This is a genomic window from Micromonospora sp. KLBMP9576 (assembly GCF_050941805.1).
Lineage (GTDB): Bacteria > Actinomycetota > Actinomycetes > Mycobacteriales > Micromonosporaceae > Micromonospora.
In genome coordinates, this window is the sequence record NZ_CP194567.1 from 1,437,938 (window position 1) to 1,451,702 (window position 13,765).

A 13,765-nucleotide genomic window follows, 5' to 3' on the forward strand; every position below is an offset into this window, starting at 1 on the left:
TGACGGGTGACGGTAGCCGGAAACGGTGTCAGGGCACCCCGCCCGGCGGGGTGCCCTGACGTGTGCCTCAGCTCACCCTGGGAAGCTGGCGATCCAGCTGTTCGGCACGTACCGCGCCGTGTACGTGATCGCCTTGCCGTCGCCGCGGTACTCCGCCAGATTGGCGCGGACGATCGCATTCAGGTGGGCCCGGCTCAGGCCCAGTCCGTGACTGGACCAGAGCCGGGAACCCCACCAGATGGAACGCTCGTCACCGGGGTCGGTGGTGCCAACAGGCCATGCCCCGGCTTGCAGTTGGAACTCGGAGAAGCCGGCTGCCCGTCCGACGTATCCGTAGTGGATGTTGGACCAGATGTCGTAGTAGATCTCGTAGGAGGTGCCGGTCACCCGGTGCCGGTAGGCGAGGCCGTCCGCCGTGTCGTAGCCCTTGCCCGGGCTGGTAACACCGTGATGACCAGTTCGAATAGATGCGTCCCACCGGCTATTGCGAGCTGACCGAAGCCCCGGCGCCGCGTGGCCCGTATCGTGATCTCGCCGCCGCTTTAGCGATAGTCGGATATCTCGCACCTTCATCCCGTGGTGGATCTGCACAATTCGTGCCGTGCCGTGCCGGGTGGGCCGGGGCCGGGCCGGGGGCGGGGCCGAGGGCGGGGCCGGGGCCGGGGATAGGCTCGGTGTGGTGAAGGGAGACAGCCGGTGAGGGTGTTGGCGGCGATGTCCGGCGGGGTCGACTCGGCGGTCGCGGCGGCGCGCGCCGTGGCGGCGGGGCACGACGTGACAGGCGTGCACCTGGCGCTGGCCCGCAACCCGCAGACGTACCGGACGGGTGCGCGCGGCTGCTGCACGCTGGAGGACTCCCGGGACGCCCGCCGGGCCGCCGACGTGCTCGGCATTCCGTTCTACGTGTGGGACATGGCCGAGCGTTTCCACGCCGACGTGGTGGACGACTTCGTCGCCGAGTACGCGGCCGGCCGCACGCCGAACCCGTGCCTGCGCTGCAACGAGAAGATCAAGTTCGCCGCGGTGCTGGACCGGGCCGTGGCCCTGGGCTTCGACGCCGTGGTCACCGGCCACCACGCCCGGCTCGGCGCGGACGGTCTGCTGCGCCGCAGCGTCGACCTGCCCAAGGACCAGTCGTACGTGCTGGCCGTGCTCACCCGCGAACAGCTCGACCGGTCCGTCTTCCCGCTCGGCGGCTCCACCAAGGCGCAGGTCCGCGAGGAGGCCGCCCGGCTGGGCCTGGCGGTGGCCGACAAGCCCGACTCGCACGACATCTGCTTCATCGCCGACGGCGACACCCGCGGCTTCCTCACGGCACGGCTGGGCGAGGCCCCCGGCGCCGTGGTGGACGCCGCCACGGGCGCCGTGGTGGGCAGCCACACCGGCGCGTACGCGTACACGGTCGGGCAGCGGCGCGGTCTGCACCTGGACCGCTCGGCGCCGGACGGCCGGCCCCGCTACGTGCTCTCCATCACGCCGAAGACCAACACCGTGACGGTCGGCCCGGCCGAGGCGCTGGAGGTGTCCCGGGTGCGCGCCGAGCGCCCGGTGTGGACGGGTGGGTCGCGCCCGGCCGCGCCGATCGAGTGCGAGGTGCAGTTGCGGGCGCACGGTGACGTGGTGCCGGCGACGGTCGAGCTGGGCGCCGACGGCCTGCGCGCCGAGCTGCGCCGCCCCGTGCGCGGGGTCGCCGCCGGCCAGGCGATCGTGGCGTACCGGCCGGACCCGGCCGGCGACGTCGTGCTCGGCTCCGCCACCATCACCGGCTGACCGCGCCGGGCCGCCCGCGACGAGGGGGCGGCGTCGGGAGCTGGCGGGCCGCGTACCGGATAGTCTTCGGCCGTGACAGAGCAGGCGTGGCCCTGGCCAGCCGGCGCGGCGACCGGCATCGGTTCGCTTCCCGGCACCGACATCGACGAGGCGCAGCGGATCGTTCTCGGTGAGCTGCCCGCGCTGCCCCACCTGCCGGAGCTGCCGGCCCGGGGCCCCGGCGCCGATCTGATCGGCCGGACCGCCGGCCTGCTGCTCGAGCTGCCGGTGGAGCTCTACGCGGCCCGCTGGCGGATCGCGTCCCGGCCGGGGCGGGACCTGCGCCGCGCCCGCGACCTGATGGAACGCGATCTCGACCAGCTCGCCGAGCAGGCCGAGGAGTACGCGGGCCCGGTCAAGATCCAGGCCGGTGGGCCGTTGACCCTGGCCGCGTCCCTGGAGCTGCCGATCGGCGGCCGGATGCTGCGCGACCCCGGCGCGGTCCGTGACCTCACCGGGTCGCTCGCCGAGGGACTGCGCACCCACGTCGCGGCGGTCGCCCGCCGCCTGCCGCGCGCCAGCGTGCTGCTCCAGCTCGACGAGCCGTCGCTGTCGACGGTGCTCGCCGGGCGGGTGCCCACCGAGAGCGGGTTCGGCGCGTACCGGGCCATGGAGCAGGGCGTCGCCGCGGCGCTGCTGCGCAGCGTCGTCGAGGCCGCCGGGGTGCCGACCGTGCTGCACTGCTGCGCGCCGGACGTGCCGTTGGAGCTGGTCCGTTCGACAGGTGTCGTCGGGGTGGCCCTCGACCTCGACCTGGTCACCGACCTGGACCCGCTGGGCGAGGCGATCGACGCCGGCCTGGGGCTGCTGGCCGGCGCCGCGCCCACCGGGCCGTCGGCCGCCGGTCGCGCGCCGAGCTCGGCCGAGGTCGCCGACCGGGTACGCCAGCTCTGGGACCGCCTCGGGTTTCCCCGCCGCCAGCTCGCCGAGCAGGTCGTGGTGACCCCGGCCTGCGGCCTCGCCAACGCCACCGGGTCGTACGCGCGCGCGGTGCTCGCCGCCTGCCGGGACGCGGGACGGCGGCTCGCCGAGGACTGAGGTTTCCCGTCGTGGCGGCGGGGCAAGATGGCCGGCATGATCGGACAACTACGCAGTGTGGTCATCGACTGTCCCGACCCCCGGGCCCTGGCCGCCTTCTACTCGGAGCTGCTGGGCCTGCCCGTCGACGCCGACGCCAGCGACGACGACTGGGTGGTGCTCGCCGGCTCCGGGCACCGGCTGGCCTTCCAGAAGGCTCCCGACCTGCGCCCGCCGACCTGGCCCGCCCCGGAGCGCCCCCAGCAGTTCCACCTCGACGTGCAGGTGGCGGACGTGGACGCGGCCGAGCAGCGGGTGCTGGAGCTCGGTGCCCGGCGGCTGCCCGGCGAGGGCGACGACTTCCGGGTCTACGCCGACCCGGCCGGTCACCCGTTCTGCCTGGTCTTCACGGACTGACGCCCGACCGGTAGCCGGGACGGCGACGGGCCCGGCCGGCGGGGGGCACCGCCGCCGGTACGTGCGCGTTCCTGCCGCTCACGCGGGGGGGCGTCAGCCGCCGGGTGGTGCGGGTTGCGTGCGGGCGGCATGATCGCGGGAATGATCGACACCTCGTTCCGGCGGGCCGCCGGCTCCCTCTTCGGCCTCGCCTACGGCGACGCGCTGGGCAAGCCGACCGAGTTCCTGACCGTCGCCGAGATCGTCCGCCGCTACGGGCCCACCGGCCCGCGCGACCTGGCCGGGGATCCGGCGTTGGTGACCGACGACACGCAGATGGCGCTGGCCGTCGGCTGGGCGCTGCACGACGCGCCGGCGCTGACCCCGGAGGCCGTCGAGCCGCTGCTGCGGGGCCGCTTCCTCGCCTGGGCGAACAGCCCGGAGAACAACCGGGCACCGGGCATGACCTGCCTGCGCGCCTGCGGTGAACTCGGGCGCGGGGTGCGCTGGCAGGAGGCGTCGGTCGCCGGCTCGAAGGGCTGCGGGGCCAACATGCGGGTCACGCCGGTCGGCCTGCTCGAGATCGATCTGGACACCCTCGCCGGGCTGGCCCAGCTCCAGGCGGGGCTGACCCACGGTCACCCGACGGGTCTGGCGGCCAGCGAGCTGACCGCGTACGCGGTGCGGCTGCTGCGCGACGGCGCGGCGCTGGCGCAACTGCCCCGGCTGCTCGCCGACCGGGCCCGCGACCAGCGGCGGGTCTACCGCGCCGACTGGCTCGGCGACCTCTGGCAGCGCCCCGGCGTGGACACGCCGGCGGACTTCATCGCCCGGGGCTGGGACGAGTGCCTCGCGGTCCTCGGCCGCCTCGACGCCGCGCTCGCCGGCCCGGACGACGGCGGCGACCCGTGCCGGCACACCGGCGAGGGGTGGGTCGCCGAGGAGGCGCTGGCGACCGCCCTGTTCTGCGCGATCCGGCACGCCGACGACCCGGTGGCCGCGCTGGCCCGGGGCGCCACCACCGCCGGCGACTCCGACTCGATCGCCGCGCTCGCCGGCGCTTTCGTGGGCGCCGCGAGCGGCATGGCGGCGTGGCCCGCCGGGTGGGCGACCCGCATCGAGTACGCCGACCAGCTCAGCACCCTCGCCCACGCCTGGGACCGACCCGCCTGAACCCGGCGGTCGGCAGGGCCGGTCGGCGGGGCGGGTCGGCGGCGCCGGGCGCGGTGGCGCGGCGGGTCGGGCGCGGCGGGTCGGTCGGGCCGGGGGCGGCGGGTCAGGCGCCGGGCAGGTGGGGCAGGCGGCGGATGCGCTGCCACAGGGCGGCGTCGCACGCGCCGGCGTGGCGGGCGAAGCCGGCCAGCGGGACGTGTGCCGGCTCGGCCAGGTCGACGAAGCTGTCGTGGTCGGCGTCGGGGTCCCACTCCCGGGTCGGGATGCGCACGTGGTCGTCCCGGGCGCTCTTGTCCTGGCTGGTGATCTTCAGGACGTCGGCGCCCCCGTCGTCGGCGCGTAGCACCAGGCAGGGCCGCACCTTCGAGCCGGTGCCCTCGGCGTACGGGACGTCGGCCCACCAGATCTCGCCGGGCCGTGGCGTCCTGGCGGGGGACCCTTCGGCGGTGCGCGGTCGGGGCGGCGTGGCGGACCGGCCGGGCCCGCCCGGTGGCGTCCGCCGGCCCGGCCGGGCACCCGGACGCCGCGGCGGCCGGTCGGCGGCGCGCCGGTCGCTGCCGCGCCGGTCGTGCCACGCCCAGCCGGCCGCCACGGCCAGCACGATCGCCGCCGCCCAGAGCAGCCAGTCCGGCATGTGTACCCCCGCCTCGTCGGTGCCGCGGCGCGGACGCCGCGGGTGCGCCGCCCGGCGGGCCTGCCCGCACGGTCCCGCCGCCCGGCGATCCTCGCACGGTGGCGGCCGGGTCGCCGCTCGGGCACGGCGGGCGGCCGGCGGATTGTCCCACCGGCCCGATACGGTGCCGGGGTAGCGGAACAACGGGAGGTTGCACGGTGTCCGAGGAAGCCCTTTCTCAGCAGGTCACGCCGGCACAGGAGGCGGCGGCCGGCGCCGAGCCGACCCCCGACGCCCGGGAGCGGCACGCCACGCTCAGCCAGGAGCTGACGGAACACCAGTACCGCTACTACGTGCTGGACGCGCCGACCATCCCCGACGCCGACTTCGACCGGCAATTGCGGGAGCTGGCGGCGCTGGAGGAGCGGTTCCCGGCGCTGCGGACCCCGCAGTCGCCGACCCAGCGGGTCGGCGGCACCTTCTCCACCGACTTCACCCCGGTCGCGCACGCCGAGCGGATGCTCTCCCTCGACAACGCCTTCGCCGACGAGGAGCTGGCGGCGTGGGCCGAGCGCGTCGAGCGCGACGCGGGCGGGCCGGTGCCCTACCTCTGCGAGCTGAAGGTCGACGGGCTCGCCATCAACCTCACCTACGAGCGGGGGCGGCTGGTCCGGGCGGCGACCCGCGGCGACGGTCGCACGGGCGAGGACGTCACGGCCAACGTGCGCAGCATCCGCGACGTGCCGGGCCAGCTCACCGCGTCGGCCGAGTTCGGCGACGTGCCGGAGTTCGTCGAGGTCCGTGGCGAGATCTACTTCCCGGTGGCCGCCTTCGCCGACCTCAACGCCGGCCTGGTGGAGCAGGGCAGGGCGCCGTTCGCCAACCCGCGCAACGCCGCCGCCGGCAGCCTGCGCCAGAAGGACCCGCGGATCACCGCCTCCCGCCCGCTGCGGCTGGTGGTGCACGGCGTCGGCGCCCGCCGTGGCTTCCGGCCGGCGGCGCAGTCCGAGTCCTACGCCGCGCTGAGGGCGTGGGGGTTGCCGACCAGCGACCGCTGGCGGGTCGTGCCCGACCTGGCCGGTGTGGCGGAATACATCGCCCACTACGCCGCGCACCGCCACGACGTCGAGCACGAGATCGACGGCGTGGTGGTCAAGGTCGACCCGGTCTCCATCCAGGGCCGGCTCGGCTCGACCAGCCGGGCGCCGCGCTGGGCGATCGCCTTCAAATACCCGCCGGAGGAGGTCACCACCAAGCTGCTCGACATCGACGTCGAGGTCGGGCGCACCGGGCGGGTCACCCCGCGGGCGGTGCTCCAGCCGGTCAAGGTGGCCGGCTCCACGGTCGCGTACGCCACCCTGCACAACGCGCGGGAGGTCGAACGCAAGGGCGTCCTGATCGGCGACACGGTGGTGCTGCGCAAGGCCGGCGACGTGATCCCCGAGGTGCTCGGCCCGGTGGTCGACCTGCGTCCCGCCGACGCCCGTCCGTTCGTCATGCCCACCACCTGCCCGGCCTGCGGCACACCGCTCGCGCCGGCGAAGGAGGCGGACGTCGACATCCGCTGCCCCAACTCCCGCACCTGCCCCGGGCAGTTGCGCGAGCGGGTCTTCCACCTCGCCGGGCGCAAGGTGTTCGACATTGAGGCGCTCGGCCACAAGGGCGCGGCGGCACTGCTCGACGCCGAGATCATCACCGACGAGGGCGACCTGTTCTCGTTGGACGACAAGCAGCTCGCCCGGTCGCCGTTCTTCGTCAACAAGGACGGCACGCTCGGCAGCAACGCCGTCAAGCTGCTGGACAACCTGGCCGTGGCCAGGGAACGCGACCTGTGGCGGGTGCTGGCCGGCCTCTCCATCCGGCACGTCGGGCCCACCGCCGCGCAGGCGCTCGCCCGGCACTTCCGCTCCGTCGAGGCGATCGACCGGGCCAGCGAGGAGGAGCTCTCCTCGGTCGACGGGGTCGGCCCGACGATCGCGGCGAGCATCCGGGAGTGGTTCGCCGTCGACTGGCACCGCGAGGTGGTCCGCAAGTGGCGCGAGGCCGGCGTACGGATGGCGGAGGAGGCGGGCGACGAGGGCCCCCGCCCGCTGGAGGGGCTCACCGTCGTGGTGACGGGCACGCTGGCCGGGTTCAGCCGCGACGAGGCGTCCGAGGCGATCCAGAGCCGGGGCGGCAAGGTGAGCGGGTCGGTCTCGAAGAAGACCTCCTTCGTCGTGGTGGGCGAGAATCCGGGTTCGAAGGCAGACAAGGCGGCGGGCCTCAAGCTGCCGATCCTGGACGAGGCGGGCTTCCAGGTGCTGCTCGACGCGGGCCCGGACGCGGCCCGGGCCGCCGCCCGCACCGAGCAGTGACCGCCCGGCCGGCGCACCCGTCCGCTGCGCCGGCCGGGCGGGGCGAGATACCAACTTAATTACGACTACTGCCGATTCGCGACTGTCGTGCCGGGCATAGCGACACGGAGGGCGTTTGATTGGTGGCGCGGCGTGCGACCGGGTCACGCCTCGTGGACCTAGCCCTCGGGAGGTGTGATGGAGGCCGCAGACTCGCGAAACTCCGTCCCGCCCGGCCGGGCACGCCGGTTCTTCGCCTTCGTCTGGTCGGTGGTCGGGCTGGCCGCGCTGCTCTGCGTACGCCCGCTGCTCGACCTGCCGGCCGAGCTGCCGCGACTGCCGGTGGCGTTCTGGGTGATGGCGGCCCTGGCGGTCGGCTGCGACGCGCGCCCGTTCGTCCCGCCCGGCCACCGGCAGACCTCGGCGGTCTTCCCGTCCACCTGCTTCACCTTCGCCATCCTGCTCGGCTGGGGCTTCGGTCCGGCGGTCCTGGTGCAGGCGGCGGCCGTCGTCGTCTCCGGCTGGCGGATGGGCTACGCCCCCTGGCGGACCGCCTTCAACGCCGCCCAGTACGCCGCCGCGCTGGGCGCCGCGTACGTGGTCACCTGGCTGGGGCCGGGCAGCGTCTACGACGGCGCCCGGCTGCGCGCGACGGACGTGCTGGCGGTGGCCGGCGCGACGGCGGCCTGGTTCGCCGTCAACTACGCGCTGGTCAGCGCGGCCGTCCGGTTGCGTTTCGGCGAGCGGTGGTGGCCCGGCCTGCGGCAGGGGCTGGGCTTCGAGCTGCTCTCCACCGGCTCGTTGCTGCTGCTCGCCCCGGTGCTGGTCGCGGCGGCCCGGGTCAGCGCGGCGTTGATCCCGCTGGTGCTGGTGCCGCTGTTCGCCGTCTACCGGATGGCCCGGCTCAGCGTCGAGCAGCAGCAGCTCGCGTCCCTGGATCCGCTCACCGGCCTGCCCAACCGCAAGGCGCTGCTGGCCGAGGTCGGCGAGCAGGTGCACCTGCACGCCGAACGGGCGGCCCGCGGCGAGCCCGGTGCCCGGCTGGCGTTGCTCCTGATCGACCTCGACCGGTTCAAGAACGTCAACGACGCGCTCGGGCACGCGGTGGGCGACCGGCTGCTGGTCGAGGTGAGCGCCCGGCTGACGGGCGTGGGCGGCGAGGGCATGGTCGCCCGGCTGGGCGGCGACGAGTTCGGCATCGTGGTGACCGGCCTGGCCGACGTCGACGAGGCCCGGGAGATCGCCGGCCGGGTGGTCCGCGCGCTGGCCGAGCCGGTGTCGCTGGACGGGCTGCCGCTCGACGTGGGGGGCTCGATCGGCGTCGCGCTCTACCCCGAGCACGGCGAGGACTTCGCGACCCTGATGCGCCACGCCGACGTGGCGATGTACGACGCCAAACACCGCAACGACACGGTCGCGGTCTACGCGGCGGAGTCCGACCACAACTCCGCCGAGCGGCTCGCCCTCCTCGCCGACCTGCGCCGGGTGCTGGAGGCGGGCCGCCCGGCCGACGACCCGCCCCCCGGGGCGGGCCTGGCCGGTGCCGACGTCCCGGGCGACGGGGCGCTGGTCGCTACGGGCGGTGGCGCCCGGGGCGGCGACGGGGCCGAACTTCCCGCCGACGGGGTGGTCCTCGCCGCCGGGGCCGGCCGCTGGCGGCTGCGCCGCCGCCGGCAGCGACCCGAGCCGCCGCACACCGACGAGCTGATCAACCGGATCGCCACCGCCGCCGACCCGATCCGCCGCCGGGCGGTGGCCGCGCCGGGGGCCGGCGGCGACCACGGCGAGGTTCCCCGGCGGCGCGCCGGCGGCGGGCGTCCCGGTGGTCGCGGCGGTGCCGTCGCCCGGCGGCCGGGGCAGCCCGCCGACGGCGCGGCCGATCACGGCGGCCGTGCGACGGATCGCGCCGACGGGGGCGTTGCCGACGGCGACCCGACGCGCCGGGGCTCCGCCGGGGGTGGCCCGGACACCGACCCGGTCGCCGGCGCGGGCGAGATCACCATGTACTACCAGCCGCAGGTCGCCATCGCGACCGGCGAGGTGGTCGGCGTGGAGGCGCTGCTGCGCTGGCGGCATCCCCGCCGGGGGATGGTGGACCCGGAGGAACTGATCCGGGTCGCCGAACAGAGTGCCGTGATGCGGCTGCTCACCCGGCGGGTGGTGGACGACGTGGTGGAGCAGCTCGCCAGGTGGTCGGCCGTCGGCATGGAGCTGCCGGCGGCGCTCAACGTCAGCGTGCGGGACCTGCACACCGGCGAGATCGCCGACCAGATCGCCGACCGGCTCGCCCGCCACGGCGTGCCACCGCAGCGGCTGCAACTGGAGATCACCGAGGGTGCGCTGATGGCCGACCCGCGCCGGGTGCTGGCCACCATCACCCGGCTGCACCGCATCGGCGTCGGCATCTCCCTCGACGACTTCGGCACCGGCTACTCCTCCCTGCAACACCTGCGGCGGCTGCCGCTGTCCGAGGTGAAGGTGGATCGCTCCTTCGTGCTCGGGATGGCCGAGGACGCCGACGACGCGGCGATCGTGAAGTCGACGATCGAGCTGGCGAAGGCGCTCGGGCTGCGGGTGGTCGCCGAGGGCGTCGAGGACGAGCGCACCTGGCGCATGCTGCACGCGGCGGGCTGCGACGCGGCGCAGGGCTGGTTCTACGCCCGGCCCATGCCCGCCGAGGAACTCCTCGGCTGGCTGGCCCGCTACCGGCCGGTCCGCCCGACGCCCAGCCCCGACGCGGAGATCCCCCGCCGGCACGCGCGCTGAGCCACCACGGCAGCGGTACGGCCCCGCCGCCGCGCCGTCCCGCCGCCGCGCCGGGGGAGGGGGAGTCGGGGACGCGCGGCCGGGGCGGAACAATAGACTCGCTCCGGTCACCGCGCGTCACGCATCTCGGCCGCGCGGCCGACACCCGGTCCGACCCGCAGCACCGTCACGAAGGGGGCACCGATGGCCGCCATCTCCCGCGAGGAGGTCGCGCACCTGGCGCGACTGTCGCGGCTCGCCGTCACGGAGGAGGAGCTGGACACCTTCGCCGGCCAGCTCGACGTGATCCTCCAGGCGGTCGCGCAGGTCGGCGAGGTCGCCGCGGCGGACATTCCGCCGACGTCGCACTCGGTGCCGCTGACCAACGTCCTGCGCGACGACGTCGTGGTGCCCGGGCTGACCCCGCAGGAGGCGCTGTCGGGCGCGCCCGACGCCGAGGCGCAGCGGTTCCGCGTACCGCGGATCCTGGACGAGGACGTGGCGTCATGAGCGGGCGGACCATCAGGCCCGGTGTGCGTGGCGCTCAGGGCGCCGGTGAGCGAAGCGAGGCGACGGCATGAGTGACCTGACCAGACTGACCGCGACGGAGATCGCGGGGCTCGTCGCCAGCGGTGAGACCTCCGCCGTCGAGGTCACCCGGGCGCACCTCGACCGGATCGCCGCCGTCGACGAGCGGGTGCACGCGTTCCTGCACGTCGACAGCGAGGGGGCGCTGGCCGCCGCCGCCGACGTCGATGCCCGCCGCGCCGCCGGCGAGGCGCTGGGCCCGCTGGCCGGCGTGCCGGTCGCCGTGAAGGACGTGCTGACCACCAGGGGCGTGCCGACCACCGTCGGGTCGAAGATCCTCGAGGGCTGGCGCCCGCCGTACGACTCGACGATCGTGCAGCGGCTGCGCGCCGCCGGCACGGTGATGCTCGGCAAGACCAACATGGACGAGTTCGCGATGGGCTCCTCCACGGAATACTCCGCGTACGGGCCGACGCACAACCCGTGGGACCTGAACCGCATCCCGGGCGGCTCGGGTGGCGGCAGTGCCGCGGCGCTGGCCGCGTACGAGGCGCCGCTGGCGATCGGTTCCGACACCGGCGGCTCGATCCGCCAGCCCGGCGCGGTCACCGGCACCGTCGGGGCGAAGCCCACCTACGGCGGCACCTCCCGCTACGGTCTGGTGGCGTTCTCCTCCTCCCTGGACACGCCCGGCCCCTGCGCCCGCAACGTGCTGGACGCGGCGCTGCTGCACGAGGTCATCGGCGGGCACGACCCGCGCGACTCCACGTCGATCCCGCAGCCCGTGCCGGACGTGGTGGCCGCCGCCCGGCTCGGCGCGACAGGCGATTTGACCGGCGTGAAGCTCGGCATCGTCAGCGAGTTCGTCGGCGAGGGTGCCGAGCCCGGCGTGATGGCGGCCTTCCGCGAGTCGGTCGACGCGCTGGCCAAGCTGGGCGCCGAGATCGTGGAGGTGTCCTGCCCCCACTTCGGGTACGCGCTGCCGGCGTACTACCTGATCGCCCCGAGCGAGGCCTCCTCCAACCTGGCCCGCTTCGACGGCGTCCGCTTCGGCCTGCGGGTCGGCGACGACGGCAACCGGTCGCTGGAGGAGGTCATGTCGCTGACCCGGGAGGCCGGCTTCGGCCCCGAGGTCAAGCGCCGGATCATGCTCGGCACGTACGCCCTCTCGTCGGGCTACTACGACGCCTACTACGGGCAGGCGCAGAAGGTGCGCACCCTGATCACCCGGGACTTCACCGCCGCGTTCGAGCGGGTCGACGCGCTGATCTCGCCGACCACCCCGTTCGTGGCGTTCCCGATCGGCGCGCGTACCTCGGACCCCTACCAGATGTACCTGGCCGACCTGTTCACCATCCCGACGAACCTGTACGGCGGGCCGGGCATCTCGGTGCCGTGCGGGCTCTCCGACGGGCTGCCGGTCGGCCTCCAGATCATGGCCCCGACGATGGCCGACGACCGGATGTACCGGGTCGCCGCCGCGCTGGAGAGCACCGTCGGCACCTTCACCCCACCGGCACTGTGAGGCAGGAACCCATGACGACGACACTGCCCGCGTACGACGAGGTCGTCGCGCGCTACGAACCGGTGATCGGCCTGGAGACCCACGTCGAGCTGGGCACGAACACCAAGATGTTCTGCGGCTGCCCGACCGACTTCGGTGGCGAGCCGAACACCCGGGTCTGCCCGGTCTGCCTGGGTCTGCCCGGTTCGCTGCCGGTCGCCAACAAGGCCGCCATCGAGGCGACCATCCGGATCGGCCTGGCGCTGAACTGCTCGATCGCGCAGTGGTGCCGGTTCGCGCGGAAGAACTACTTCTACCCGGACATGCCGAAGGACTTCCAGATCAGCCAGTACGACGAGCCGCTGTGCTTCGACGGCTACCTGGACGTCGAGGTGAACGGCGAGCTGGTGCGGATTGGCATCGAGCGGGTGCACCTGGAGGAGGACACCGGCAAGACGCTGCACGTCGGCGGCGCCACCGGGCGCATCCAGGGCGCCACCGAGTCGCTTGTCGACTACAACCGTGCCGGCATCCCGCTGGTGGAGATCGTCACCAGGCCGGTGCCGGGCATCGGCGCGCTGGCCCCCGAGGTGGCCCGCGCGTACGTCACGGAGCTGCGCGACGTGCTCCGTTCGCTGGGCGTCTCCGACGTGCGGATGGAGGAGGGGTCGCTGCGTTGTGACGTGAACACCTCCCTCAACCTGCCGGGCGAGGAGTGGGGCACCCGCACGGAGACCAAGAACGTCAACTCGCTGCGGTCGGTCGAGCGGGCCGTCCGGTCCGAGATCATCCGGCAGGCGTCCGTGCTCGACGCGGGTGGCCGGATCATCCAGGAGACCCGGCACTTCCACGAGGACACCGGGGACACCACGCCGGGGCGGTCCAAGGAGACGGCGACCGACTACCGGTACTTCCCCGAGCCCGACCTGGTGCCGTTGGCGCCGGACACCGCCTGGGTGGCCGAGCTGAAGGCGGCGCTGCCGGAGCTGCCGCGACTGCACCGCCGCCGGCTGCAGGAGCAGTGGGGCCTGTCCGACGCGGACATGCAGTCCGTGCTCAACGCGGGTGCGGTCGAGCTGATCGAGGCGACGATCGCCGCCGGCGCCACCCCCGCCGCCGCCCGCAAGTGGTGGCTGGGTGAGCTGTCCCGCCGGGCCAACGAGACGGGCGTGGAGCTGGCCGACGTCGGGGCCACCCCGTCGCAGGTCGCCGAGCTGCAGGGCCTGGTCGACGCCGGCAAGCTCAACGACAAGCTGGCCCGCACCGTCCTGGAGGGCGTGGTGGCCGGCGAGGGGTCGCCGGCGCAGATCATGACCAACCGGGGCCTGGAGGTCGTCTCCGACACGGGTGCGCTCACCGCCGCCGTCGACGAGGCGATCGCCGCCAACCCGGACATCGCCGACAAGATCCGCAGCGGCAAGGTCGCGGCGGCCGGCGCGCTGGTCGGTGCGGTCATGAAGACCACCCGCGGCCAGGCCGACGCCAAGACGGTCCGCGAGCTGATCCTGGCGCGTCTCGGCGCCTGACCGGCAGGGACGGGGACCTTCCTGACGCCCTCCGCACGGGGAGGTCCCCTCCGCACCATCGAGCCGCCGCGTGCGCCCGTCGCGCGCGGCGGCTGCGCACCCGCCGGGTCCACCCCTCGCG

Annotated in this window: 11 protein-coding genes; 9 read left to right on the top strand and 2 right to left on the bottom strand. The window is 74.8% G+C overall.

Going from position 1 to position 13,765, the window contains the following annotated elements; all coding sequences use genetic code 11:
- Nucleotides 1-72 precede the first annotated feature (72 nt).
- A complete protein-coding gene (locus ACQ452_RS06530) occupies nt 73-387 on the bottom strand; it encodes a polymorphic toxin type 44 domain-containing protein (protein ID WP_433390991.1) in 315 nt (104 codons plus the stop codon).
- 309 nt (nt 388-696) lie between these two features.
- Between ACQ452_RS06530 and mnmA the strand changes: the two genes are divergently transcribed.
- From mnmA to ACQ452_RS06550, 4 genes are all read left to right on the top strand, one after another.
- Complete coding sequence (gene mnmA / locus ACQ452_RS06535) at nt 697-1,770, top strand: tRNA 2-thiouridine(34) synthase MnmA (protein ID WP_433390994.1); 1,074 nt, start codon at nt 697-699, stop codon at nt 1,768-1,770.
- Between the two features lie 72 nt (nt 1,771-1,842).
- A complete protein-coding gene (locus ACQ452_RS06540) occupies nt 1,843-2,847 on the top strand; it encodes a methionine synthase (protein ID WP_433390997.1) in 1,005 nt (334 codons plus the stop codon).
- Nucleotides 2,848-2,883: 36 nt separating this feature from the next.
- Nucleotides 2,884-3,243 (top strand): VOC family protein, encoded by a 360-nt coding sequence (locus tag ACQ452_RS06545; RefSeq protein ID WP_433390999.1) that lies wholly within the window; start codon nt 2,884-2,886, stop codon nt 3,241-3,243.
- A 141-nt stretch (nt 3,244-3,384) separates the two neighbouring features.
- Complete coding sequence (locus tag ACQ452_RS06550) at nt 3,385-4,395, top strand: ADP-ribosylglycohydrolase family protein (protein ID WP_433391001.1); 1,011 nt, start codon at nt 3,385-3,387, stop codon at nt 4,393-4,395.
- A 103-nt stretch (nt 4,396-4,498) separates the two neighbouring features.
- Here the strand turns inward: ACQ452_RS06550 and ACQ452_RS06555 are convergent, their stop codons facing one another.
- Nucleotides 4,499-5,029 (bottom strand): type II toxin-antitoxin system PemK/MazF family toxin, encoded by a 531-nt coding sequence (locus tag ACQ452_RS06555; protein WP_433391004.1) that lies wholly within the window; start codon nt 5,027-5,029, stop codon nt 4,499-4,501.
- A 197-nt stretch (nt 5,030-5,226) separates the two neighbouring features.
- Between ACQ452_RS06555 and ligA the strand changes: the two genes are divergently transcribed.
- The 5 genes from ligA (at nt 5,227) to gatB (ending at nt 13,644) form a co-directional block, all read left to right on the top strand.
- Nucleotides 5,227-7,362 carry an NAD-dependent DNA ligase LigA gene (gene ligA / locus ACQ452_RS06560; protein WP_433391007.1) on the top strand — a complete coding sequence of 712 codons (2,136 nt, stop codon included), beginning with the start codon at nt 5,227-5,229 and terminating at the stop codon, nt 7,360-7,362.
- A 177-nt stretch (nt 7,363-7,539) separates the two neighbouring features.
- Complete coding sequence (locus ACQ452_RS06565) at nt 7,540-10,107, top strand: putative bifunctional diguanylate cyclase/phosphodiesterase (protein ID WP_433391009.1); 2,568 nt, start codon at nt 7,540-7,542, stop codon at nt 10,105-10,107.
- Between the two features lie 183 nt (nt 10,108-10,290).
- Entirely contained in the window at nt 10,291-10,596 is a 306-nt protein-coding gene (gene gatC / locus ACQ452_RS06570; RefSeq protein WP_091621275.1) for an Asp-tRNA(Asn)/Glu-tRNA(Gln) amidotransferase subunit GatC, read from the top strand.
- A gap of 67 nt (nt 10,597-10,663) precedes the next feature.
- Nucleotides 10,664-12,139, top strand: a complete 1,476-nt coding sequence (gene gatA / locus ACQ452_RS06575; protein ID WP_433391012.1) for an Asp-tRNA(Asn)/Glu-tRNA(Gln) amidotransferase subunit GatA — start codon at nt 10,664-10,666, stop codon at nt 12,137-12,139.
- Between the two features lie 11 nt (nt 12,140-12,150).
- Entirely contained in the window at nt 12,151-13,644 is a 1,494-nt protein-coding gene (gatB, locus tag ACQ452_RS06580) for an Asp-tRNA(Asn)/Glu-tRNA(Gln) amidotransferase subunit GatB (RefSeq protein ID WP_433391015.1), read from the top strand.
- Nucleotides 13,645-13,765 lie beyond the last annotated feature (121 nt).

Bases quoted from the DNA above. Each gene is read 5' to 3' on its own strand.
- ACQ452_RS06555 (WP_433391004.1), bottom strand. From the start codon at position 5,029: ATGCCGGACTGGCTGCTCTGGGCGGCGGCGATCGTGCTGGCCGTGGCG.
- gatC (WP_091621275.1), top strand. From the start codon at position 10,291: ATGGCCGCCATCTCCCGCGAGGAGGTCGCGCACCTGGCGCGACTGTCG.
- gatA (WP_433391012.1), top strand. From the start codon at position 10,664: ATGAGTGACCTGACCAGACTGACCGCGACGGAGATCGCGGGGCTCGTC.
- gatB (WP_433391015.1), top strand. From the start codon at position 12,151: ATGACGACGACACTGCCCGCGTACGACGAGGTCGTCGCGCGCTACGAA.
- ACQ452_RS06550 (WP_433391001.1), top strand. From the start codon at position 3,385: ATGATCGACACCTCGTTCCGGCGGGCCGCCGGCTCCCTCTTCGGCCTC.
- ACQ452_RS06565 (WP_433391009.1), top strand. From the start codon at position 7,540: ATGGAGGCCGCAGACTCGCGAAACTCCGTCCCGCCCGGCCGGGCACGC.
- ACQ452_RS06545 (WP_433390999.1), top strand. From the start codon at position 2,884: ATGATCGGACAACTACGCAGTGTGGTCATCGACTGTCCCGACCCCCGG.